Genomic DNA, 24,474 nt, shown 5'->3' on the forward strand with positions numbered 1-24,474 from the left:
GCCAGGATCAAACTCTCAAATTAATGATGAGTTCTAAAAAGCTCATTTAATGTTGTACTAAAATTTATTTGCTAGCGAATTGACTTCGCAAATGTTTTGCTCTTGATTCAAAATCAAAAGACCCTACACATTTGATTCGTCGAAACTTTGTTCAGTTTTCAAAGGTCTAAATCGTTCGTTGATTACCTCAACGCAACTTAATCATCATATCAAGTTATCAACATCTTGTCAACAACTTTTTATAATTAATTTTTCGTTGGAAGCAAGCGGCTAACCGCTTTGTGCGCCTCAACAACGTATACTAATTTACCAATTATCCAGATGAATTGCAACCCCTAAAACGTAAAAATAACCAGTCAATAATATCATGTTAATTAATCCAGCATTCGAATGTACGGTATTAATTTTCGAGCCGCCGCTTTTCACTCGTAATCGACCCAGTTTGTCACTCAAAAATTCGGTTTTCCTTAATTTTATCCAACTCATCTCGCAACAATGTTCGGTTAAAAATTTTTGAACTTTTTTCAATCAAAACGCTTTCTAAAGTTAAGCGGCACTAAAAAACGGCATCTAACTCAGGTCAACTGAGCTAAATACCGTTAAAATATTACTTATCTTCTTCTGGACGCATGGTTGGGAAAAGTAAAACGTCGCGAATTGAATCCGCATCCGTCATCAACATAACCAACCGGTCGATCCCAATTCCTAATCCACCAGTAGGCGGCATCCCGTATTCCAACGCCTCGACAAAGTCTTCATCGATATGTTCCGCTTCATCATTACCAGCAGTCCGTTCAGCCGCTTGAGCTTCGAACCGTTGCCGTTGATCAATTGGATCATTCAATTCACTAAAGGCATTGGCATATTCATTACCTAAGATAAATAATTCGAACCGGTCGGTAAACCGAGGGTCGTCTTCATTCTTCTTAGCTAATGGTGAAATTTCAACTGGATGACCATAAACAAAGGTCGGTTCGTTCAAGGTATCTTCAACGAATTCTTCAAAGAACGCGTTGATAATATGACCAACCTTCCAGTATGGTTCATATTTAACGTGATGTTCATCCGCTAATTTTTGCGCATCTTCTACTGACATTGGTTGCCAGAAATCGATACCCGTCTTTTCTTTGATGGCATCAACCATGTGAATTTGCTTAAATGGTTGGTTGAAATCAACTTTTTGGTCATGGTAAGTCACGATGCCATCTTCAGTCACGGCATTAGCCGCAGCTTTAAAGATACCCTCAGTCTCGGCCATGACATCGTGGAAGTCATAGTAAGCCACGTACGTTTCCATCATTGTAAATTCAGGATTGTGTTCGCGGTCCATTCCTTCATTCCGGAAGACCCGGCCGATTTCGTAGACTTTTTCCATCCCACCAACGATCAAACGCTTTAGATGTAATTCTAAGGCGATTCGTAGGTATAAGTCGATGTTCAAAGCGTTGTGATGCGTGATAAATGGTCGTGCAGCAGCACCACCCGCCTGATTATGCAACATTGGCGTCTCAACTTCAGTGAAGCCCTGACCGTCCAAGTGATGCCGAATCGCAGAAATAATCTTCGTCCGCTTCAAGAAACGATCGAAACTATCCCGATTCGAAATCAGGTCCAAGTAACGTTGACGGTAAATCTGTTCCACATTCTGTAAGCCATGGAACTTGTCTGGTAATGGGCGTAATGCCTTCGATAGGAATGTTAAGCCCGTCACTTTGATCGTCAATTCACCGAAGTCCGTCTTGAAGACTTGACCAGTGATCCCTAAGAAATCACCGATATCGGAACGTTTGAAAATATGATAAGTGTCTTCGCCGACCACGTCTTTACGTACGTAGAGTTGCATCTTACCTGAGCGATCCCAGATATCAGCAAAGCCTACTTTACCTTTACCACGCTTAGCAAGCATCCGCCCAGCAATCGTTGCTGTAACTTGCTTAGCATCCAACTCGTCCTTATCCATCTCGCCATACTTGTCTTGCAAGTCTTGGGCTAAATCAGTCCGTTCAAACCGGTGACCAAAAGGATCGATGCCTTCTTCACGCAGTTCATCCATTTTTTCGCGACGAACCTTTAATTGGTCGTTCATCGTCTGTTCTTGTCGTGCCACTAGTGTTCCTCCATTTCTAGTTAGCGTATAGATTACTCCATACCTAAACAATCACTACATGTTAATTTTGACAATCACGCCGTCAAAATGCAAGTTAATTATTCACTTTACCACATGGTCGGCTAAATAAGTCGCTAATTGCGCTTGAAAATCCGTCAAAATCGACTTCATCGCCGCCAACGAGTCTGCTTCCATCAGGGCCACCTTTGTCCGAGCTGACCGTGGGATGCCCTTTAAATAGTACGGGGCCTGTTCACGGAATTCGTGACAGCCACCACGTTCACCCTTCAATGCCACCAACCGTTCTAAATGTTCGATGGCCGTTTGCATCTTGGCCATCGGTGACGGCGGCGTTAACAGTTCCCCCGTTTCCAAATAATGAACGGTTTGCGTCAGCATCCAGGGGTTGCCTTCGACTGCGCGACCAATCATGACCGCGTCAGCACCGACTTCTGTTAACATCCGAGCGGCATCCTGGGGTGTTTGGACATCGCCATTTCCCATAAACGGAATCGTGACGGCATCCGCAACGCGTTTTAACACGTCCCAGTCAGCGTGTCCCTGATACATCTGCTTACGAGTCCGACCGTGCATCGCAATTGCAGCGGCCCCGGCGCGTTCAGCTGCCCGTGCATTTTCGACTGCATAGACATGTTCTGCATCCCAACCAGTCCGCATTTTGACTGTCACTGGTTTATTGACCGCGGCCGTTACCGCTGCGACCATCTCATAGACTTTGTTAGGGTCCAGTAGCCACTTAGCGCCCGCATCCGTCTTAACGACCTTATTGACCGGACATCCCATATTAATATCAATAATATCCGCATTCGTCTGCTGGTCAACAAATTCAGCCGCCTGTACTAAGGTTTCCTGACTGCCACCAAAGATTTGAATGCTCATCGGATGTTCCTTCGGGTCGACAAACATCATTTCGAGCGTTTTGCGATTATGGTACATGATGCCCCGGTCGGAAATCATCTCGCAAACCACCAGTCCCGCACCAAAATCTTTACAGATGACCCGAAATGCGGCGTTAGTCACCCCGGCCATCGGTGCAACCACGACCCGGTTGGGAATCGTCACGTCACCAATCTGCCAAGCACTCGTCATTATTCAGCACCCTTAGACCGTGAGAGGACTGCTTCAAGTTCGGCCTCACTGAACTGGTATTGCGACCCACAGAAATGACAAACCGCCGTCGCACCATGGTCTTCATCGATCATGGCCCGAACTTCATGCTTTGGTAAGGCCATTAAGGCTTCGGCAAACCGTTCCTTAGAACAATCACATTCAAACTTGACGGGCATCTTGTCTAATACTTTGACATCACCATCAAATAGCAAGTCCAAAATATCTTCGGGGGTCTTACCCTCGCGCATCAGTTGTGAAACGAGTGGTAAATCTTTGAGCTTGGCTTCCAAACTACTAATCGCCTCATCAGTAGCGTTCGGCAATACTTGGACTAAAAAGCCCCCGGCCACACCAATCGAGTTATCATCATTCACAAACACCGACAAACCGACCGCTGACGGAATCTGTTCTGACTGGGCCAGGTAGTAAGTGAAGTCTTCGCCTAATTCACCAGAAACCAAGGCGACCGTCCCCGTAAACGGATCACCGACACCCTGATCCTTGGTGACTGACAAGAAACCGTCCGTCCCGACCGCCGTCTTAACATCAATCTTATGTTGTTCATTTAATGGTAGGTGGATGTGTGGATGCTGCAGGTAACCTTTGACCGTTCCCTTAGCATTGCCGTCGATCACGATGCCACCGACTGGGCCGTTACCGTTGATTTTAACGGTCATCTGTTCGTCACCCTTCAATACGGACGACGCTAACAAGAGCGTCCCCACTAAGCTACGACCTAAAGCGGCGGAAGCAGCACTCCAAGTATCATGGCGCTGCTGTGCTTCTGCAACGACCCCGGTCGCGTCGACCGCGTAGGCCCGAAACATTTCGTTACCGGCCACGCTCTTGACTAAATAATCTGACATTCAATCAAACTCCTATCTTTAATTAGATTTACTTGTACTTTTGATCATACGGTTCATTACTGCACTCAAATACGGTTGCCAGGCGGTTAGACCACCGCCAGTGTATTTGCCTGAAATATCATAACGCAAAAAAGGAGCTGAGACAAAGTCCCAACTCCTTAATAACCATTTTAATTGCGCCTACGCTTGAGAATTAGAATCATCCTGTGACGTTGGTGCCGCACTTTCAGCATGTGGTAAGCCAGTCTCTGAAGTGGATGTCGCACCACTCGTCGCTGAACTAGTTGCAGAAGTTGCATCTGCTGAACTAGCCTGACTGTCTGCACTTGCTTCAGAACGAACTTCCGCTTCACTTGGGAAAGTTGGTTCTTCGACACTGGTCTTGGCCGTGTCTTCAGAATCAGTGCTGTCAGCATCAGTACCTTGGTGTTGCGCGTGCTTTTCAGCTTCGCGCCGTTCCAATTCACGCTTGGATTCTTCAAAGGTTGCGGCCTTTTCACTAGGGAATTGGTTGCTATCCTTTTCAGGCATCTTCCCAGTCTTGAATAAACTGAGAATTTGCTTTTCGTCCAAGGTTTCGTACTTCAACAAGGCTTCCGCAATCAACTTGTGTTGTTCACGGTGTGATTGAATAATATCCGTAGCCGTTTGATGTGCTTCTTGACTCAAACGACGAACTTCATCATCAATTAACTGAGCCGTATGTTGTGAGAAGGCACTGGCGCCCATCCCTTGTTGGTAAGCGGCTTGCTGGTTGGCATTTTCTAATTCAACTGGGCCAAGTTTTTCACTCATCCCATATTGAGTGACCATCGCACGGGCAATTTGGGTTGCCTGTTCGAAGTCATTAGAAGCCCCGGATGATTGTGCACCAAAGATGATTTCTTCGGCTGCACGACCACCCATCAAACCAGCCATTTGTTCCTTCGCATCACGCTTCGACATTAACATCTGGTCTTCACGCGGTAACATGATGGCGTATCCGCCAGCACGACCCCGTGGCACGATCGTTACCTTATGAACGACCCGCGCATCATTTAAGACCAACCCAACGATCGTATGACCCGCTTCGTGATAAGCAACGGTTTCCCGTTCATGCTTGTTCACGACGCGATCATGCTTAGCTGGTCCGGCAATGACCCGGTCCTCAGCCTCATCTAGGTCCGCTGCGTCGACTTGCTTCTTATTCCGACGAGCCGCTAATAAGGCCGCTTCGTTCAGTAAGTTTTCCAAATCGGCACCCACGAATCCAGGTGTTTGCTTGGCGATTTCCTTGAGGTCAACGTCCGCTGCTAAAGGCTTGTTCTTGGCATGGACTTTCAAGATGGCTTCGCGGCCCTTGACGTCCGGACGACCAACTAAGATCTTCCGGTCGAAACGACCTGGACGAAGTAAGGCAGGGTCTAGGACATCAGAACGGTTCGTCGCCGCCATGACGATGACCCCTTCATTACCCGTAAATCCATCCATTTCAACCAGCAATTGGTTCAAGGTTTGTTCACGTTCATCGTGACCGCCGCCCATACCATTACCACGTTGACGTCCAACCGCATCAATTTCATCAATGAAGATAATTGATGGGGCATTCTTCTTCGCTTGTTCGAATAAGTCCCGAACCCGGCTAGCACCGACCCCGACGAACATTTCGACGAAATCAGAACCAGAAATCGAGAAGAATGGCACACCGGCTTCACCGGCAACCGCCTTGGCAAGCAAGGTTTTACCAGTACCAGGAGGCCCCTCGAGAAGCACCCCAGATGGAATCCGGGCACCTAAGGAGACGAACTTCCTTGGATCCTTCAAGAATTCGACAACTTCGACCAATTCTTGTTTTTCTTCTTCTTCACCGGCAACGTCTGAGAAACGAACTTTGTTTTGCTTACTATCAGCTGGTTTGGCCTTCGTCTTACCAAAGTTCATCACCCGGTTGTTCCCGCCGCCTTGTCCTGCTTGTCCCATCATCATATAGAAGAGGAACAACATTAGGATGACTGGCGCGATGTACATTAATAACGTGACCCAGATGCCGCTAGATTCCTCGGCTTTCGCCGTCACCTTCACGTCATGCTTAGCCGCCAACTTGGAGACTTGGTCAACCGTTGAGTTGTTTTCCAACATGGTTGTTGAAAATGACGTGGTCTTTGTCGACGCGCTCTTGATTCCAAGGGCGTTAGCAGAAGAAGTCGTCCGTGCTTTCCGGTATGAACCAGTTACCTTGTAGACGCCGCCACTAGGCTGGATACTAACGTTTTTAACGTTATTCTTATCTAATTGTTTGACAAATTCGCTATAACGAATATTTTGCGTCTGCGAGCTTGAATTTCCACCAAAGAAAAAGTAGATAATTCCCATCAAACTCAAGAACATCAAAATGTAAAATAAGCTATTACGAAAGAGTCCATTGCGTCGATTGTTCATATGTGCCTCCTTCATCGAAACTTTTATATTCAGTTACTTCGATAGTCTAAATAATAGCACATTTGACTATCATTGACCAATTATTTATGCTCGTAAATCGCAGGTTTTAAAATCCCAACGTACGGTAAGTTCCGATACCGTTCGGCGTAGTCCAAGCCGTAGCCGACCACAAACTCATTTGGTACTTCAAATCCGATATAATCCGCCTTAATATCAACGAGTCGACCAGCTGGTTTATCCAAAAGCGTGCAGACCTTTACCGAGTTCACATCGCGGCGTTTCAACAGGTCGACCAGGAACTTCAAGGTCCGACCGGTATCAATGATATCTTCAATAACTAGCACATCGCGGCCCGTAACGTCAGCGTCTAAGTCCTTAGTCAGCTGAACCTCACCACTCGAGATGGTTTCATTACCGTAACTTGATAAGTTAATAAAATCAAGGTCCGCATAAATATCCATCTCCCGAATAATATCAGTGGTAAATAAGACGGCACCCTTGAGTACGCAAATAATTAATGGGTTCTTACCAGCATAGGCGGTTGTCAGTTCTTTTCCTAATTTTTGTGCAACCTGATGGATATCCTCGCGACTATATAGTACTCGTTCAATGTCGTTGTTCATCGTTTCAGATGTACTCCTTTCAACTCTTGTGTTTTAAGGCTAAAAATACGGTCTGAGTGCCAGTCGTTCGATAACTATATTTATGACCAACGACCCATAGGACCTCCCCTTGAGCATTCACTAACACTTGCACCTGATCTCGCCGTTCAGCCGGCACTTTTTGATTGATCAGTAGCCGGCGAACCGTCTGATGACCGCCACCCTTTAAGGCCACTCGGTCACCAGACCGCCACGGTCGCCAAACTAGCGGCCAATCAGCGGTCGTTAACCAAAATGGTTGACTAGTAGCAGTCGGTGCTTGTGTAAAGATTCCAACCGTCTGGGTTGTCGTGATTTTCTGCCATTGGTTTAAGTCTACCATAATTTTTTCTTGGGGCATTAACTTTTTACCCCTTTTTTTGATTGGCGCAGCTTCAATGATATCGGCACTGCGCTGTAATTCCCAGCTCGCATTCACCGCCACGGTTCGAGACGCTGAGGACGATGGTCGTGCCCAGGCAACGAGTGGCTTCAACTTCAGCTCACTCACTAAGCCGCCCGTCCGCTCAGTCAACCACGCCTTGAACACTGGCAGTTGCCACTGGTCCGGCACTCGTTGCCACTGACTCACGATCAGTCCCCCAGTTTTCGTCATTACGGTCGGTAATAACGTCGCTACCATCTGCTGCTTAGCCGCCAACAAATCGGCCAACTGTTGCTGATAATCCGCAACATGACTCAGTAACCGCGGATTGACCGTCATCAATTCTGGCACAACGCGCTGCCGAATCCGATTACGCGTCAGCTGGACATCTTGATTCGTCGCATCTTCGAAGTAGGTAACATCATGTTGGGCCGCATAGTCTCTTAGCTCCGCCTTCGACCAATCCAGTAGCGGTCGTACTAATTGTCCGCCCGCAAACGGCCGACTGTCAGCGATTCCCGTCAATTGTGCGATGTCGCCACCACGCGCTAGCTTCATTAAATAGGTCTCAACTTGGTCATTCGCGTGATGGGCCGTCAACACGGCTTTAGCTCCCGTTGCTTGCATCACCTTGGTGAAAAAACGATACCGAAACTGGCGGCCAGCTGCTTCAACGCCATGTTCGGGATGGTCCGTCACCTGCCAATCCGCCAGCTTTATGTTCAATTGATGTTTCTGACAATAACGTTGCAAGTACACCGCTTCCGTCTGGCTTTGTGCTCGCAAATGGTGGTTAACATGCGCGACGACCAACTGTGGCCGCTCCGTCACCGGCAATTGTTGCAACAACCGCAACAACACCATCGAATCCACTCCCGTCGACACCGCCACCACGACCGTCACTTGCGGCGACAAAACTCCTGCGGCTGCCAACCGTCGATTGAATTTTTGAATTGGGGTCATTTGACACCTCCTATCTATAAAACATCATTCTTCATTGTATATTGACATTTCAAAATCAAAACCGACCAGCTTAGGTACGCTCGAATCAAAGTGAGGCGGTCATGTTCGTCTGCATCAGGTTCGTCCTAGTCCGACCTCCGGGGGTAGCTGACAATTGCTGGAACGTAAGCCGACATCGATTTGAACTCATGCAGAAACCCACTGCGCAATTTCAAATACGAGTCTTATTCTAAGCCGGAAGCAACCCACTTCCGACTAAGAATAATTTGGCTACTGAGCATTGTCCGCCACCCCCTCCAGTCGGGAACCCGTTCGAATGGCGGATGAACGGCCACCTATCTTGGTGTAATTGGCCACTGAATATTGGGAGACTGGTTCTTCAAGCAAACTCTGAATTGATACCGATGATGAGTTATTGAACAACGGATTTATTCAAAATAAATACTTGTCCGATTCAAATACTGAGATGATGGCCTGAAAATCATTCACTAATCTCAATGAATTGGCCTTAAGATCAATCAATAGAATTACCCTTCGTTTGGTGTTTAAAGCATTGTTATCTTAGATGGTTAGAGAAAGTTCTGACAATGTTCAGTAATGTTGCTGATTCCGATGATTAAAGCATGAGTATGACAGCTTTTATCAGGAACCAACCTTACAGTTTAATGTCAAAACAATTTTTACTAGAATTAGCGATCAGTTTATTTAAATTTGGGTCCGCACATGTCTGTCTTTCGAATACCATCCCCGGCTGGAAGGCGTTTCTGACAATGCTCAGCGCTTTTCAGAGTGTGAGGTTCAGACGGGTTGGGACTGAGGATTAGCCTAGCTAGAGCGTTAAGCGGCGCATTTCCGCTTGGCGTTCTGGCGTAGCTAACCGGAAGTCCCAGTCTGACCCGAACACGTTTCATCCATATTGCATGGAACGTGGAAGACCAGTATTTAAGACGTGGTCTTCGGCTTAAATCTGCGTCCATCGCGTTCCAGCGTTGTCGGAAATGCCTGGAAGCCGGACTAGGACGTATCTACCACTGCAAGTTTACACTAACTCGCCCTATTTCCAGCGCCCCTAAGCTGGCCTGCTGTTGACTTTGAATTAGTAACAGCCGCCAAGTTTTGAACAAAAAAAGCACGGTCTGACTTTAGTCGCACCGTGCTTCTCAATTTAACTAGATTAATGGCAAGTCACTAAGTTTAGCTACGACGACCGCCACGGCCACCGCGTTTACCTTCCGTATTACGCTTTAAGGTCGCTAACCGATCCTCGCTGTCTTTTAAGAAACCAGACATCAATGAGTCAAAGTCTTGCTTCTTAGGTTCATGTTGCCGTGATTGGTAACGGCCACCGCCATTGCCGCCGCGGCTATGAAAATTATTGCTGTGTTCACGATGATTACCATTGGATTGGCGTTCGCCACGGCCATGGTTATTGCCTTGATGATTATTATTTGGACGGCCACCACCTTGATGATTGCCATGATGTTCATGTTCACCCTGTGGCTTGTCGACAGCTTTACGAATTGATAAGCCAATCTTACCGTCGTCACCGACTGATAAGACCTTGACCGTCACTTCATCGCCAACACTCAAGACGTCATGGATGTCCTTCACGAACCCATCGGAAACTTCACTGATGTGTACCAGCCCCGTTTGATTATTACCCAAGTTTACAAATGCACCAAAATTCGTAATCCCAGATACCTTACCAGTGACTTTTGTTCCTACTTCAATTGCCATAAAAAAAGTTGTTCCTCCTATGAAATAATGGTTTTAGTATAGCATACTTTGTGAAATGTTGAGTTATACATTTAAGCAATTATTAAAAAGTGGTCTACCTACATAAAGTAGACCAAATTCCCGACTAGTTGGCAGTTACATCCGCAGCGCTGTCATTTGGTAAACTGTAGACCGTTTCGCCACTCTTCGTATAATCATACTTTGAACGTAATAACTTTTGTAAGTAATCCTTATTATTCAGCTGTTTGATTTGACCTTCGAGTTGGTCATTTCGCTGCTGCACCTTTTTTAATTTAACTTGACTGGTCGCAACTTGGCGGTTCATCTGGTGCAGATTAGACCGCGTATTAATTAACTGAAAGCCTAAAAATAATATCAACGCGCCGAACACCGCAACAATCAAAACAAACCGTCGCCGTCGCACCTGTGAGACTCGCTGGGCTTGCCCATGCTCATTAGTTGCAACTTGGCGGATGTAATCATTATCTAACTGTTTGATTTTATCCCGTGACCCATTCGTCATGTTGGTCCAGTCCTTTCAAATTGGGTTGCCTAAATTATAACAACTTCACCGGCTGGTGTAAACGACATCATTACGATTAAATCAACGCTTACGACCATTTTAATGAACGGATGCCCGCAATTAATCGCTGAATGGTTGCCGATAATCCGTTTTATAATCTTCACTGACAATATCATACATTAATTCAGCGTCATTTTTCTTGGTCGTTTCCAATAATTGCGTCACTTTGACCGTTAATGTCTTATTACCAAAGCTAATGACTAATTCATCACCAACACTGACGTTGCTGGATGACTTGGCGACTTTGCCGTTGATTTGAATCCGGCCCTTATCCGCAATTTCTTTGGCGACCGAACGCCGTTTAATAATCCGTGATACTTTTAAAAATTTATCTAACCGCATACTCATGAATGATGTTCCTTTCCTTTTGCAACGGCCTTAATTAGCCGTTTTCCGTATGGTAAGACTAACCACTCGCGAATCGTGAATAATCGGGCGTAGATTGCGCCGACTAGGAAGACGATCACGCCGAGCACGACCCCGACGACCGTCACGATTCCCGCCATTCCACGCGTATTTGCGAGGACCGGGTTGACGAGCGCGGTCATCTGATGGCTGGTGAGAATCACCACAATGCCCATCACCGCACTGATGGCGAGTAGTTTAATCAAATAACCACTCTCTAATAACACTTGCTGTAAATCTTCGGGTGACCCGAGCCACATCACCGCAAACATCACGGCGAGGCTGAGCACGGTCACCGCACTGGCCCCGTTAATGCCGTAGTGAACGACAAAGACGTAATTGGCGAGCACCTTAGTTGCCAGACCAGCTATGATGCCAATAATCATGGCGGTATACTGGTTCAAACTTTGCAGAACGCTCGTATACGTCGTGATGAGGGCGGCAAACAAAATACTAATAATATAAATTCTCAGCGCGGTGGTCCCTTCTAGTGAGCCAAATAATAATCGGTTGATTTGCGGCATCAAGGCAATTAAGCCGACAGTTGCCGCCATCGATAAGGCCAAACTCACGTGGACCATCGCCTGAGTCTGCCGTTTAAATTCAATGGGTTGACGTTTAGCGAGTGCATCCGTCAGCGCCGGTAATAAAGTGGCCGAAAAGGCAGTTGCCACGACCAACCCGAGTTGAACTAACGGTTGGCCCCGGTCATAGACCCCTTTCAAGGCTTTGGCGACGTCTGGTAACTGGCCCTGACGAACGAGTCCACGCATCACCGTGAACGAATCCACGAGCTGTAGCAAGATTACGACGGCCGCGACCAGACACAGCGTCCCACCTTCGACGATAAACCGTTTGGTCAGCTTACGATAGCTCGGCAACGGCCGTGTTGCGGCGGGCGCGGGTGCTAACAAGTATTTCAACCCAAAAGTCGTAAAAATCAGTGAGGAACAAATTGCCGCAATCGGCGCAGAGCTCATCGCCCACGTGCCCATGTGGTAATTGTCCCAACCAAGCCGGACACTGAAGTAGGCTGCCATAATAATGATGCCGACCCGAACGACCTGCTCAATCAGCTGGGAGACAGCGGTCGGGCCCATCAAAAACTTGCCTTGATAGTAGCCACGCCCTGTCGCCAGCCACGGCATGAAGATAAACATCCACGCGACCGCACTAATAATCGGCGCCAAACTGGCATCGCCCATATGGACCGCAATCCAAGTCGCCCCTAGCTGAAGGCCAAAGAAGACGATCAACGACAGTCCTGTCAAAATATGGAAGGCCCGCCGCGCAATCAGCGACTTACTGGTCTCATCCGGCTGCTCCGCCACTAACTTTGAAATGAAATTTGGAAACCCATTTAACGCAAAGGTCATGCCAATGCCGTACAAGGGGTAAATTTGTTGATAAACGTAAAATCCCGTATTACCAACCATGTTCTGTAACGGAATTCGGTATACCGCGCTCAGTATCTTAGCAACTAATGATGATATCGATAAGATGAGTGCGCCTTTGAACATGGTGTTCAAGTGATCCTTTGGCATAACCAATCCCTTCTACCGAGCGACTCGGTGCTTTAATCTAACAGACTGACTGAATTTCCCAGTCAGGTGTGCCGACCAGCCTGACTACGACGCGGTTGTACGACGCGCCACACTGGAAGCCAGAATTTGCTCACGATCTTAACAGTCAGTGACAACTTTTAACCAGCCATCCGTTGCGGGCCACCGGCTAAAAGGTGCTTTAAGCCATGCGACTTAGGACGCACTGGCCACGTCGTCTTCTGCCAAGATCAAACTGAGCTGTTCGACAAACTGGGTTAACTGTTCGAGCCATTCATCCTGTTGCATCTTCGGTTGAATGACTAATTTAACCTTCATTTTATCATCATCAATTCCAACTGTCGCTTTTAATTTGGTTTTTGCTAAGGCCTTAAAAATATCTTTAGTATCTAGCTTAGCAGTACCTTGTTGCGACAACGTCAACTGTAAGTCGCTGTCTTCACGTTGAATCTTTTCAATCAGCGCATCATCGGCTAACATTTTCAGCTTACCGACTGCCAACAGTCCCGCTACTTCAACCGGATAGTCGCCAAAGCGATCCATCAAATCATCCTGGACTTCCAAGTACTGATCGTTGTTTTCCAACTGCCGAATCCGCTTGTAAATCTCAATCTTCTGCCGTTCGTCTTCAATATAGGACGTTGGCAAGTAAGCTTCGATGCCCAATTCGACGGTCGCATCCGTCTTGACTTTCGTAGCCTGCCCGCGTTTCTTAGCCACCGCTTCCGACAGCATCTGCGTATAGAGGTCATACCCGACTGAGTCGATGAAACCGTGCTGTTGCTTACCTAGTAAGTTCCCAGCACCCCGAATCGAGAGGTCGCGCATCGCGATTTTGAAACCGGAACCCAATTCCGTGAAGTCCTTGATGGCTTGTAGCCGCTTTTCACCAACTTCCGTCAAGACTTTGTCCTGTTGATAGGTGAAGTAGGCATATGCGACCCGACTACTACGGCCGATTCGTCCCCGCAATTGGTACAGCTGTGACAAGCCCATCCGGTCCGCATTCTCCACAAACAAGGTGTTGACATTTGGAATATCGACCCCGGTCTCGATGATGGTCGTCGTCACGAGCACATCGTATTCGCCACGAATGAAGTCGTAGAGAATCCCTTCCAGCTGTGACTCGGGCATTTGGCCGTCAATGTGCGCCACGGCGGCATCCGGCACTAAATCCTTAATCTGCGCCACGACTTTGTCAATATCATGCACGCGATTATGCAAGTAAAAGACTTGACCATTACGCTGCATCTCACGCTCGATGCCTTCCTTGATGACGCCAAAATTCTGAGCCATGACGTACGTCTGAATCGGATAACGGTTCGTTGGTGGCGTCTCAATCACTGACAAGTCCCGGACACCCAGCATCGACATGTGTAGCGTTCGTGGAATCGGTGTCGCGGTCAATGTCAGCACATCGACACTGGCCTTCAATGATTTCAACCGTTCCTTATGTTTCACACCAAACCGTTGCTCCTCATCAATAATCAGTAGACCGAGGTCGGCAAACGCGACGTCCTTTGATAACAGACGGTGCGTCCCGACGACGATGTCTAACTCACCATTCTTGAGTTGTTGGACCGTCTCCTTCATTTCCTTGGAAGTCCGGAAACGTGACAGCATGCCAACGTTGATCGGATAACCTTCAAAGCGATTAAGCATCGTTTCGTAATGTTGTTGGGCCAAAATCGTGGTCGGCACTAGGAAGGCGACTTGTTTACCGGCTTCAATCGCCTTAAACGCCGCCCGCAAGGCAACTTCCGTCTTCCCATAACCAACGTCACCAACTAGCAAACGGTCCATTGGTTTCGGCCGTTCCATATCATGCTTGATTTCGTTGATACTCCGCAATTGGTCCGGGGTTTCAGGATATGGAAAATCATTGTCAAAGTCTTCTTGGTAACTGTCATCGGGCGGAAAGGCATAGCCCTTCTCCGCTTCACGTTTGGCATACAAGTCCACGAGTTCATCCGCAATATCCTCAATCTTAGCCGCAACTTTACGCTTGGCTTTCGTCCACTCGGTTCCGCCTAACTTGTTGATCTTAGGCGTCTTCGATTCAGATGAGACGTACTTCTGGACCAAGTTCAGTTGTGTGACCGGAATAAAGATTTTGGCGTTATTTTGGTACGCGATTGTGATGTAGTCCTGATGCACGCCGTCAACTTCCAGCGTTTCCATGCCGACGTACTTCCCAATCCCGTGGTTGACGTGGACGACATAGTCTCCCGGCTTCAAGTCGGTATAACTCTTCAGCCGTTCCGCGTTGGCCAAGGTCTGGCGCCGCGGCCGCTTCTTAGCGACTTTCTTGAACATTTCCTGTTCAGTGACGATCACCAGTTTGCCATCCGGGAATTCAAACCCGTTCTGCAGGCTGCCCTGAACGATCTGGACTTCCCCTGGTTGCAAGTTGGTCGCCTTAGTCATCACCGCCTCGATTTCAAAATCATCGAGGGTATCACTGACTTTGGTCAGGCGTTCGGCTTCCGACACCATCAAAACGACCGTCTGCTGTAACTTATGCCAGCGGTCCAATTCAGTCTTCAAGGCCGGCAATTGCCCAAAGAATTCTTGCATCGGTCGAGTCCGCACGTTGGTCACTTGCGCCAACCGAACGTTCCCGATGCCCTTTTGGAAGAGCGAGATCAGTAATTGCGCATGGGCGTCATCCCGCAACAAATCCCGAATGTCATTGCCGTAACTGGCCGTTGCCAGTACCCGATGATGGGAAAGCTGGTCGGTGACCCAGTCAGCTTCTTGGGTCAAAAGTTGTTGTTCATTATCTAGGAGTCGCGAGTATTCTTCAAAAATCACCAGCCCGTTTTCAGCCACGTAGTCTAAAATGCTGGTCTTGCTGTCATATAAATAATCACCGTACAATAACAAATCATTGCCGATAATTCCTTTTTGCATATCGGCCAAGGGTTGTGCCAAGTTGTCCGCTAATGTCTGACGATCAGCTGGTTTGAGCTTCTTGCTCTCCGTTGCCATCGCGGCCTTTAACCGCTCAGCCCCGGCCGTCATCATGTCGTCGGTCAAAATAAAATCGGTCGCTGGCAAGACGGTATACGCATCGAGTGATTCCACTGAACGTTGGGTCTCCGGGTCAAAATACTTCAAGGTATCAATCTCAGTATCGAAGAAGTCTAACCGCAATGGGTAATCCGCGTCGAGCGGGTAGATGTCCACGATTGAGCCCCGGACCGCATAGTCACCTGGCCGTGCGACCAGCTTTTCTTTGACGTAGCCCATCTCATGTAATTGATGTTGGAGCACTTCTAGATCAATATCCTTGCCAACTGCTAAGGATAACGTCGCTGCTTTGAACTGTTCGACTGGTGGTAAAAACCGGCGGACACCCGCAACGGAGGTGACGACTACTGCCGGCTGCGGACTGAGTAAGGCGTTGAGTGCCTCGACCCGTTGTGCCCGTGATTCTGGTGAACTAGTCGCCACCTCGGTCGCAATCATCTCTTCTGCCGGGAACAGATAGACTTGGTCTTCATCTAATAGACTGGTCAAATCATCCACTAACTGACTGGCATGAAAACCGTTGTCAGTCACGATCAATAATGAATGCGTTAATTGATGAAATAGCGCACTCAAATAAACCGTTCTCGCCGAACCGTTTAATCCTGTAATCAATTGACGACTGTGCGGACTGATTGCCGCTAAAATCGTTTGAAAGTCGGGCGTTTGCTCAACAATCGTCTCAATATCCATACTGTGTTTCCTCCCGGGCTAGTTATACTGATTCATAACTGCCGCAAAATCATCGTTTGCTAACCACGCTTCGATTGCCGCCAAAGCGGTCGTCTTCGCATCTTCAAACTGGGCCACTTCCGCCGGTTTAAACTTGCCGAGCACGTAATCGACCACCGACATCTTTTGTGGATGATCAATGCCGACCTTGACGCGTTTGAAATGCTGGTCACCGACATGGCTGATAATACTCTTAATGCCATTGTGACCGCCCGCGGAGCCCTTTTGCTTCAACCGGACCTTACCGAGTGGCAGATCTAAGTCGTCGTGAATCACCAGCAGATCTGCCGGCTCGATATTGTAGTAACTCATCAGTGGACCGACCGCCCGACCCGAATCGTTCATATAAGTCGACGGTTTGACCAGCAAAATTTTCTCACCATTCTGAAATGCAGTCGCCACTTGGGCTTCAAACTTACTCGTCTGAAAATCAGCGTTCAACTTAGCCGCTAATTCATCAATTATCATAAAGCCGACATTGTGCCGTGTCTGGGCGTACTGGCGCCCGATATTACCTAATCCAACGATCATTTTCATTACGTTTATCTACTCCCATTACTTGGCCTACCAAAACAGGCCGAACCGGTTATCCACCGATTCGGCAACTTAGCGTGGACCAGCCAGGCTCGTCACACGCACACCACACCAATTTAGCTGGGGCGGCGCTCAAAAGTTAGCGTTTATTAAGTGCAGTAAGTATACCACAAAGCGCTTGTTGACGCCCGTCAAAGGATTTCGGCAAGATTGCTAACAATCACATGAGAAGCATGTTCAATTCCACACTTGCCTGGCGCAAATATGTTACAATACAATCGTAAAACTAAATTTTCATTATGAGAGGATGACTTATTTTGTCAAGCATGCCAAATCATCAAAAAGTTGTGTTAGTCGGCGACGGCGCTGTTGGTTCTAGTTACGCTTTTGCCATGGCACAACAAGGAATTGCTGAAGAATTTGTAATTGTCGATGTTGTTAAGGATCGGACAAAGGGTGACGCCCTTGATCTTGAAGACGCCCAAGCTTTCACCGCTCCCAAGAAGATTTACTCCGGCGAATATTCTGATTGCAAGGACGCCGATTTAGTTGTGATTACCGCTGGTGCCCCACAAAAGCCTGGCGAATCACGTTTAGACTTAGTTAACAAGAACTTGAACATTTTATCATCAATCGTAAAACCAGTGGTCGACTCCGGCTTCGACGGCATCTTCTTAGTTGCTGCTAACCCAGTTGACATTCTGACTTACGCGACTTGGAAATTCTCTGGTTTCCCAAAGGAACGCGTCATTGGTTCCGGGACTTCCTTAGATTCTTCACGTCTACGGGTTGCGTTAGGCAAGCAATTCAATGTTGACCCTCGCTCCGTTGATGCTTACATCATGGGTGAACACGGTGACTCTGAATTCGCTGCTTACTCAACTGCCACTATCGGGACTCGTCCTGTACGCGACGTTGCTAAGGAACAAGGCGTTTCTGACGACGACTTAGCTAAGTTGGAAGATGGCGTTCGGAACAAAGCTTACGACATCATCAACTTAAAGGGTGCAACCTTCTACGGTATCGGGACTGCTTTAATGCGGATCTCAAAGGCCATCTTACGTGATGAAAATGCCGTCTTACCAGTTGGCGCCTACATGGACGGCCAATATGGTTTGAATGACATCTACATCGGGACACCAGCAATCATCGGTGGAACTGGTTTGAAGCAAATCATCGAATCCCCACTTTCAGCTGATGAACTGAAGAAGATGCAAGATTCTGCCGCTACTTTGAAAAAAGTGCTTAACGACGGTTTAACAGAATTAGAAAACAAATAATCCGAATTAATTAAGCTTACATGCGCACGCTCAACTGGCCACTCGCTGGCCTGAGCGTGCGCTTTTTATTTGCTCACATCAAGTTGGAACATGACTGGTCACGCGTTGCGGGCGTTAATTTGTCATGAATCATGATTAAAGCGTGCGGTTCTTAAGTTCAAGAGCTGCCAGCTGAGATCCGCTGGAAACAAAGCGAGTTCGCGTAAACTTTCTGTTGTAGCTGCGTCCTATTCCGGCTTCCAGGCATTCTGTGCAATGGCTGGAACGTGGTGGACACAGATTTAAGCCGACAGCCCACGTCTTAAATACTGGTCTTTCACTAACCAAGCACAAAACGCTTGCTAAGTGAAATTTCACCACTGGGCCTTGCTCAGAATACCTTCCAGCCGGGATGGTATTCGAAAGGCGGACACGTGCGGACTCAACTTTTCGTTGGACTAGTCGTTGGTACCTTGGTACACGGTCATTTTTATATTCAACTGTCAGACCGGTTTCTAACAATCACTAAACTTCCTTACCCATGATTTAATGCTTCGGTCGCGCGGCTCCACTGAAATTGCTGGAATTTTCTTGAGTTACCTGAAACAACAAGATCTTGAATCCTGAGCGCAGGCAATTTTATCGACTAGTTTTAAGATTTGTTGTCATTGAAATTTGTGGTATATGAGATAAGTGATTAATATTCAGGTCATCTTCTCAGTGATTAGATGCCATAAATTATCATCCATGCTGATTCAAAAAGTTTGCCTGAAGGACTAGATACTTAACATTCAATGGTCAATTGCACCCAGATAGGTGGTCGTTCATCCGCCATTCGAGTGGCTTCCCGACTGGAGGGGCTGGCTGACAATGCTCAAGGGCGAAGTTCTTCTTGTCCAGGCGGGTTTCCCGGGCTAGAAGAAGACTCGTATTTGAAATTGCGCAGTGGGTTTCTGCGTGAGTTCAAATCGATGTCCGCCCTGTTCCAGCGTTGTCAGCCGGCCCCGGAAGTCGGACTAGGAAGCGCATCGGCTGACGAACAGGAATCCATCAACTGGCACGATTTAATCATCCTTAATATTAAAGAATAGCTCAACGCGTGACTGACCGTTAATCGTTAAATAGGCAAATATTAACGCGCGTACCACGGATTTAACAATTTCTTATCACGATTCCCGGCCTTGACGTTTGCACTCGCGCCACTTCTGTTATAAGGTGAGTTTATTACAAATAGATGGAGGACCAACTTAATTATGAAACATAAACGCGGGCTAATCGTCGGGGGCAGCATCCTCGGTCTTTTAGTCATCGGGTACGTTGTCACCAGTCTGGTCTGGCAACACCAACAAACGTTCCTCACGAATACTTCGGTAGCCGGCGTCGATGTCAGCGGTAAAACCGCAGCACAAGCCGCACCCAAGGTCAATCGAGCCTTAGAACACCGAACCTATCGGATTATTGAAAATGGCAAAACGCAATATCACTTTACAAGCAAGTCTGCGGGCATCACGATCAATACCAAAAAAGATTTGACCAAGCTGGTCGCCAAGCAAAATTATTGGCGCTGGCCACTCGCCCTCTTACAATCAGCGCAAGCCGCTGACTCAGCCGCGGTCGGACAACTAACGATCAAGCACAGTGATTTGAACGCACTCCTGCAAAAAATCACGACGACTGCTAATCAAACCAAACGAACCAAGACTGAGAACGCCAAGTTAGTTTATAAAAATAACCAAGTGGTGATTCAAAAAGAAGTGCAAGGGACCGAGCTTGACCAAGCCAAGTTGAAGGCCGTTGTGACCAAGGCTATCAGTAATGGGCAGTCCCAAATTGCCCTGAAAAAGGCCTACGTCACGCCAACGGTAACTAGCACAAGTGCCAGTTTGAAAACCGCCAAGACCAAATCGGCTAAATACGCGAGTGAAACGGCGACCTATAATATCAATGGTCACAAGTTCACGATTCCGCACGACTTGATTCTTAGCTGGATCAAAGTCGATAAACAGGGCAAGGTCAGCCTCGACCAGAGCGCCGTCTTGGCCTACGTCAAAAAACTCAATGATAAGTATCATACCTATCACACCACGCGAAAGTTCAAGAGTACTGCCCGCGGCACGGTCACGGTCAGCGGTGGTTTCTACGGTTGGACGATCAAAACTGAGTCCGAAGCCAAAGCATTAGCGGCTGAGATTTTGAAAGGTAAAGACTTCACCCGCTCGCCAATTACCAGCGGTTCCGGCTATAACAACAATGGGACCGACATTGGGAACACGTACGTCGAAGTCGATAAAGTCAACCAGCATATGTACGTCTACGTTGACGGCAAGCTCAAAGTTTCGACCGACGTTGTCACTGGGAAACCAGGCAAGCACGCCACAACGACTGGTGTCTGGTATATTTGGAACAAGGAAAAGAACGCGACGTTGAAGGGTGACAATGATGATGGCTCAAGCTATTCACAGCCCGTCTCCTACTGGATGCCATTTGATGACACTGGTGAAGGCATTCATGATTCATCCTGGCAAACCCATTACGGTGGCACTTGGTATAAGAAGCACGGGTCGCACGGTTGTGTGAACACCCCACCTTCCGTCATGAAGAAAGTCTTCGCGGCTGTTCCTGAAGGTACGCCTGTGATTGTTTTCTAATTTAAATTTAATTTAAAGAAGCCGGCCTGACAACGTTCAGGCCGGCTTTTGACGCCCATTATTACGGTCTGCGGTTGCAGAATGATACCAGTTAGGGGCGGTTTTATGGTATTATTTATTAAAACAAACTAATAAATCTGGGGGACCAACTGCTATGCTATTAAAAACACTCGTTAAGCCTAAAGAACGCCTCGTCACGATCACGGCTGACGCAACTTTAGAAGACGCCTTAAAAGTCTTGGAAGATTCCGGCTTCCGCTGTGTGCCAATCTTAGACGAAACTGGCCATATTTTCCGCGGTAACATTTATAAAATGCATATCTACCGCCACAAGTCTCGGGGTGGCGACATGTCACTTCCCGTCACGACCTTACTGAAAAACGCGACTAAGACGATTCAAGTCGATTCAGCGTTTTACAACATCTTCTTCTCTATCAAAGATTTGCCATACATCGCCGTTCTCGATGAACACGGCTACTTTTATGGCATCTTAACGCATACACGCTTGCTGGATATGCTGTCACAATCTTGGAACGTCAACGTTGGCAGCTATGTCCTCACCGTTGTCTCCGTTGGTGAACGTGGTGACTTAGCCGCCATGGCAAAAATCATCACCAAATATACGTCAATCGCCGGCTGTTTGACCTTGGACGTTCAAAATGGCACCTTGGGCTACCGGACCCTCTTCACCCTGCCAGAAAACGTCGACAGTGAAAAACTTAAACGTATCATCGATAACTTGAACCGCAAACAATTCAAAGTTATCGAAGTTGAAGACTTACAAGCTGAATAGTCAGTCTGCTTTGGCAGCCGCATTAAGAATTGAATTCTTGATGCGGCTTTTTTGTGCTGAAATGCTGGGTCAGATGTCCTGTTCGTCAGCCGATGGGCGCCTTATTCCGACTTCCGGGGCTGGCTGACAACGCTGGAACAGGGCGGACATCGATTTGAACTCACGCAGAAGATCACTGCGCAATTTCAAATACGAGTCTTCTTCTAGCCCGGGAAATTCGCCCGGACAAGAAGAATTTCGCCCTTGAGCATTGTCCGCCAGCCCCTCCAGTCGGGAACCCACTCGAATGGCGGATGAACGGCCACCTATCTGGGTACAATTGTCCACTGAATATTAAGTGACTGGTCCTTCAAGCAAACTTTCAATTGGCCTCAATAATGCTTTATCAGACTTAATCACTGAAAAATCGGTTGAATTTTATTCGCAAAATTCAACGGACATTATTCTTGAATTTAGTCGATAAAATTACCTTCGTTTATAATTTGAGACTTTACTATCTCAAACGACTAAGGAAAGTTCTGACAAATTCAGTGAAACTGCTGATTCGAAAAGTTAAAACATGGGTTAGGAAGCATAGCCATCATTAGAAACCAGTCTGACAGTTGAATGTCAAAATGACCTTGGACTATGAATCAACGACTAATCCAACAAAAAGTTGAGTCCGCACACGTCCGCCTTTCGAATACCATCCCGGCTGGAAGGCATTCGGGGCAAGGCCAAGTGGTGAAATTCCACTTAGCAAGCGTTCTTTGCTTGGTTAGTGGAAGGTCAGTGTTTGAGACGTGGTTTGTCGGCTCAAACCTGTACCCACCACGTCACGGCCATTGCCCAGAATGCCTGGAAGTCGGCTTAGGACGTCACCATCACTGCAAGTTTACGCTAACTCGCACTGTTTCCAGCGGGTCACAGCTGGCCGCTTTTGACTTTGATTTCGACGTTGCCTTTGCTCCAAACCTCAATCCAACTCAAAAAGGCCGTTACAATCACCGACATGAATCGGTATTGTAACGGTCTTTTAGGTCATCTAGACACGAGTTAACCTATTGGATCCGGTCACTAAAGTGTAAGATGCGATCTAAGCTATACATAATTGGTGCGGTAATACTCATGATAATTAATTCGGATAATGCGGTCGTAAGGTACGTTGGCCAGAATGCGACGCCACTGCTCATCATGGTAATCATGATGGCAATCATGAACATCGAGACGGTGAAAAGGAAGATGTTCAGTAACATCCGCTGCCACACCGTCTTCAACTTAGGCGCGAGCCAAGTCAAAATCAGTAAGGCCAGTAAGGATTGGCCGCCACCGAATAAGACGTTGAGTAGGCTGGCACCTGGGCCAAAGGCGTCGAATAAAATCACCCCGGCAACGATGCCCCAAATATACTTGCGATTGAAGACTGCCAAATGATTCAGGCCTTCTGAGACCCGAAATTGGATGGCACCCGAGGCCAGACTGAAGGCTGCGGGACCGAGACATAGTACGACATACATTGCAGCGACCAGGGCATTAATGATCCATGGTCGAATTTTGGATTGCGTCATCCGCTTGATTCCTCCTAGTTTTTTAACGTGGGATGGTTACGAACCACGTATTGATTATGAAACAAAGCGAATATTATCGTAGCACGCCCTCAGCTTTCCCGCAAGCCAGCTAGGCAAAAATGCTGTCGGGAATAAATAGATCGCCCAAAGTTGCGGCCATGACTGCCTTGATTGCGGGCATTCGGTTGGCGGCCTCCTCGAAGACGACCGATTGCTTGCTTTGGAAGACGTCGTCGGTGATTTCAAACGCCGCCAGCTGGTACTGCTCACCGAGTTTGGCGCCGAGGTCAGTCTGATGGTCATGGAGTGCCGGTAAACAGTGCATGACGATGGTCGTTGCTTTGCTAGTCGCCGCTAGCAGGTCGGCGTTAATTTGAAATGGCAAGAGTTGTTTGATTCGTGCGCCATAATCGACCTGTTCACCCATGGAGACCCAGACATCCGTATACAAGGCATCCGCTTGGGCCACGGCCTGCTGCGGGTCGGCCGTGATCACGACGGTGCTTCCGGCGGCTTGCGCATACTGTTGTGCTAACGCGGTCACGTGGGCATCCGGCTGGAGTGCTGCGGGTGCGCCGATTGCCATATTGATACCGAGCATGGCACCAGCGACTAACAAACTGTTGGCCATATTATTGCGGCCGTCACCAACGTACGCTAGTGTCAGCCCTTTTAAATGTCCGAAGTGTTCTTTGAGCGTTAAAAAGTCGGCTAAAATCTGGGTCGGATGCCAGTCATCCGTTAGACCGTTCCATACCGGTACGCCACTATATTGCGCTAAGTCTTCGACAGTGGCCTGTTTGAAGCCCCGAAACTCGATGCCGTCATACATTGAGCCGAGCACTTTGGCCGTATCAACGACTGATTCCTTAGTGCCAAACTGAATATCGTTTTTACCGAGAAATTCAGGATGCGCGCCCAAGTCATTGGCTGCGACCGTAAAGGCCGAGCGCGTCCGTGTCGAAGTCTTCTCAAAGAGCAACGCGATATTCTTACCTTGTAAATAAGGATGCGGAATATGTTGGGCTTTGAGCGCCTTTAAATGGCTCGCAAAATCGATCAGATAGGTCAATTCTGCGGGTGTAAAGTCGATTTCTTTTAAAAATGACTGACCTTGAAAATGATTATTCATG

General features: G+C 47.6%; 17 protein-coding genes and 1 riboswitch. Of the genes, 3 read left to right on the top strand and 14 right to left on the bottom strand.

The annotated features are described in order from the left end of the window. Nucleotides 1–607: 607 nt before the first annotated feature. The 12 genes from lysS to pth all read right to left on the bottom strand — a co-directional run bounded on the left by lysS (nt 608) and on the right by pth (nt 17,097). A complete protein-coding gene (gene lysS, locus MZO40_RS00005; protein WP_082230173.1) occupies nt 608–2,107 on the bottom strand; it encodes a lysine--tRNA ligase in 1,500 nt (499 codons plus the stop codon). Nucleotides 2,108–2,209: 102 nt separating this feature from the next. Beyond that, nucleotides 2,210–3,217 carry a tRNA dihydrouridine synthase DusB gene (dusB, locus tag MZO40_RS00010; protein ID WP_105922529.1) on the bottom strand — a complete coding sequence of 336 codons (1,008 nt, stop codon included), beginning with the start codon at nt 3,215–3,217 and terminating at the stop codon, nt 2,210–2,212. Continuing rightward, nucleotides 3,217–4,104 carry an Hsp33 family molecular chaperone HslO gene (gene hslO / locus MZO40_RS00015; protein WP_050337688.1) on the bottom strand — a complete coding sequence of 296 codons (888 nt, stop codon included), beginning with the start codon at nt 4,102–4,104 and terminating at the stop codon, nt 3,217–3,219. Before hslO ends, dusB begins: the two co-directional genes overlap by 1 nt. A gap of 180 nt (nt 4,105–4,284) precedes the next feature. Continuing rightward, nucleotides 4,285–6,522: an ATP-dependent zinc metalloprotease FtsH gene (ftsH, locus tag MZO40_RS00020; RefSeq protein ID WP_105961273.1), complete on the bottom strand. Its 2,238-nt coding sequence runs from the start codon at nt 6,520–6,522 to the stop codon at nt 4,285–4,287. A gap of 80 nt (nt 6,523–6,602) precedes the next feature. Next, nucleotides 6,603–7,145: a hypoxanthine phosphoribosyltransferase gene (gene hpt / locus MZO40_RS00025; protein ID WP_003637712.1), complete on the bottom strand. Its 543-nt coding sequence runs from the start codon at nt 7,143–7,145 to the stop codon at nt 6,603–6,605. A gap of 19 nt (nt 7,146–7,164) precedes the next feature. Next, entirely contained in the window at nt 7,165–8,511 is a 1,347-nt protein-coding gene (tilS, locus tag MZO40_RS00030) for a tRNA lysidine(34) synthetase TilS (RefSeq protein WP_105961272.1), read from the bottom strand. A 1,194-nt stretch (nt 8,512–9,705) separates the two neighbouring features. Continuing rightward, entirely contained in the window at nt 9,706–10,248 is a 543-nt protein-coding gene (locus tag MZO40_RS00035; RefSeq protein WP_050337695.1) for a S1 domain-containing RNA-binding protein, read from the bottom strand. 124 nt (nt 10,249–10,372) lie between these two features. Next, nucleotides 10,373–10,771 carry a septum formation initiator family protein gene (locus MZO40_RS00040; RefSeq protein WP_003637709.1) on the bottom strand — a complete coding sequence of 133 codons (399 nt, stop codon included), beginning with the start codon at nt 10,769–10,771 and terminating at the stop codon, nt 10,373–10,375. A 120-nt stretch (nt 10,772–10,891) separates the two neighbouring features. Further along, nucleotides 10,892–11,173, bottom strand: coding sequence for an RNA-binding S4 domain-containing protein (locus MZO40_RS00045; RefSeq protein ID WP_031267632.1), 282 nt, complete (start codon nt 11,171–11,173; stop codon nt 10,892–10,894). Nucleotides 11,174–11,175: 2 nt separating this feature from the next. Then, nucleotides 11,176–12,780, bottom strand: a complete 1,605-nt coding sequence (locus tag MZO40_RS00050) for a polysaccharide biosynthesis protein (protein ID WP_050337697.1) — start codon at nt 12,778–12,780, stop codon at nt 11,176–11,178. 213 nt (nt 12,781–12,993) lie between these two features. Continuing rightward, nucleotides 12,994–16,521 carry a transcription-repair coupling factor gene (mfd, locus tag MZO40_RS00055; protein WP_105961271.1) on the bottom strand — a complete coding sequence of 1,176 codons (3,528 nt, stop codon included), beginning with the start codon at nt 16,519–16,521 and terminating at the stop codon, nt 12,994–12,996. A gap of 18 nt (nt 16,522–16,539) precedes the next feature. Next, nucleotides 16,540–17,097, bottom strand: a complete 558-nt coding sequence (pth, locus tag MZO40_RS00060; RefSeq protein WP_003637705.1) for an aminoacyl-tRNA hydrolase — start codon at nt 17,095–17,097, stop codon at nt 16,540–16,542. A 314-nt stretch (nt 17,098–17,411) separates the two neighbouring features. On the opposite strand from pth, the gene MZO40_RS00065 reads away from it, so the two are divergent. The 3 genes from MZO40_RS00065 (at nt 17,412) to cbpA (ending at nt 21,794) form a co-directional block, all read left to right on the top strand. Further along, entirely contained in the window at nt 17,412–18,374 is a 963-nt protein-coding gene (locus MZO40_RS00065) for an L-lactate dehydrogenase (RefSeq protein WP_252133028.1), read from the top strand. Nucleotides 18,375–19,606: 1,232 nt separating this feature from the next. Further along, nucleotides 19,607–21,001, top strand: coding sequence for a L,D-transpeptidase family protein (locus MZO40_RS00070; RefSeq protein ID WP_050337702.1), 1,395 nt, complete (start codon nt 19,607–19,609; stop codon nt 20,999–21,001). A 154-nt stretch (nt 21,002–21,155) separates the two neighbouring features. Further along, nucleotides 21,156–21,794 (top strand): cyclic di-AMP binding protein CbpA, encoded by a 639-nt coding sequence (gene cbpA / locus MZO40_RS00075; protein ID WP_003637701.1) that lies wholly within the window; start codon nt 21,156–21,158, stop codon nt 21,792–21,794. A gap of 1,040 nt (nt 21,795–22,834) precedes the next feature. Here cbpA and MZO40_RS00080 read toward each other — a convergent pair. Next, nucleotides 22,835–23,341 carry a QueT transporter family protein gene (locus MZO40_RS00080; RefSeq protein ID WP_003637700.1) on the bottom strand — a complete coding sequence of 169 codons (507 nt, stop codon included), beginning with the start codon at nt 23,339–23,341 and terminating at the stop codon, nt 22,835–22,837. Between the two features lie 8 nt (nt 23,342–23,349). Further along, nucleotides 23,350–23,394, bottom strand: a riboswitch (PreQ1 riboswitch). A gap of 56 nt (nt 23,395–23,450) precedes the next feature. After that, nucleotides 23,451–24,473 carry an ornithine carbamoyltransferase gene (gene argF / locus MZO40_RS00085; RefSeq protein WP_105961270.1) on the bottom strand — a complete coding sequence of 341 codons (1,023 nt, stop codon included), beginning with the start codon at nt 24,471–24,473 and terminating at the stop codon, nt 23,451–23,453. Nucleotide 24,474: the final 1 nt, after the last annotated feature.

This window comes from Lactiplantibacillus sp. B652 (assembly GCF_023806745.1).
Lineage (GTDB): Bacteria > Bacillota > Bacilli > Lactobacillales > Lactobacillaceae > Lactiplantibacillus > Lactiplantibacillus pentosus.

Bases quoted from the DNA above. Each gene is read 5' to 3' on its own strand.
- ftsH (WP_105961273.1), bottom strand. From the start codon at position 6,522: ATGAACAATCGACGCAATGGACTCTTTCGTAATAGCTTATTTTACATT.
- hslO (WP_050337688.1), bottom strand. From the start codon at position 4,104: ATGTCAGATTATTTAGTCAAGAGCGTGGCCGGTAACGAAATGTTTCGG.
- MZO40_RS00045 (WP_031267632.1), bottom strand. From the start codon at position 11,173: ATGCGGTTAGATAAATTTTTAAAAGTATCACGGATTATTAAACGGCGT.
- tilS (WP_105961272.1), bottom strand. From the start codon at position 8,511: ATGACCCCAATTCAAAAATTCAATCGACGGTTGGCAGCCGCAGGAGTT.
- argF (WP_105961270.1), bottom strand. From the start codon at position 24,473: ATGAATAATCATTTTCAAGGTCAGTCATTTTTAAAAGAAATCGACTTT.
- MZO40_RS00080 (WP_003637700.1), bottom strand. From the start codon at position 23,341: ATGACGCAATCCAAAATTCGACCATGGATCATTAATGCCCTGGTCGCT.
- mfd (WP_105961271.1), bottom strand. From the start codon at position 16,521: ATGGATATTGAGACGATTGTTGAGCAAACGCCCGACTTTCAAACGATT.
- hpt (WP_003637712.1), bottom strand. From the start codon at position 7,145: ATGAACAACGACATTGAACGAGTACTATATAGTCGCGAGGATATCCAT.
- cbpA (WP_003637701.1), top strand. From the start codon at position 21,156: ATGCTATTAAAAACACTCGTTAAGCCTAAAGAACGCCTCGTCACGATC.
- pth (WP_003637705.1), bottom strand. From the start codon at position 17,097: ATGAAAATGATCGTTGGATTAGGTAATATCGGGCGCCAGTACGCCCAG.
- dusB (WP_105922529.1), bottom strand. From the start codon at position 3,217: ATGACGAGTGCTTGGCAGATTGGTGACGTGACGATTCCCAACCGGGTC.
- MZO40_RS00070 (WP_050337702.1), top strand. From the start codon at position 19,607: ATGAAACATAAACGCGGGCTAATCGTCGGGGGCAGCATCCTCGGTCTT.
- MZO40_RS00035 (WP_050337695.1), bottom strand. From the start codon at position 10,248: ATGGCAATTGAAGTAGGAACAAAAGTCACTGGTAAGGTATCTGGGATT.
- MZO40_RS00040 (WP_003637709.1), bottom strand. From the start codon at position 10,771: ATGACGAATGGGTCACGGGATAAAATCAAACAGTTAGATAATGATTAC.
- MZO40_RS00050 (WP_050337697.1), bottom strand. From the start codon at position 12,780: ATGCCAAAGGATCACTTGAACACCATGTTCAAAGGCGCACTCATCTTA.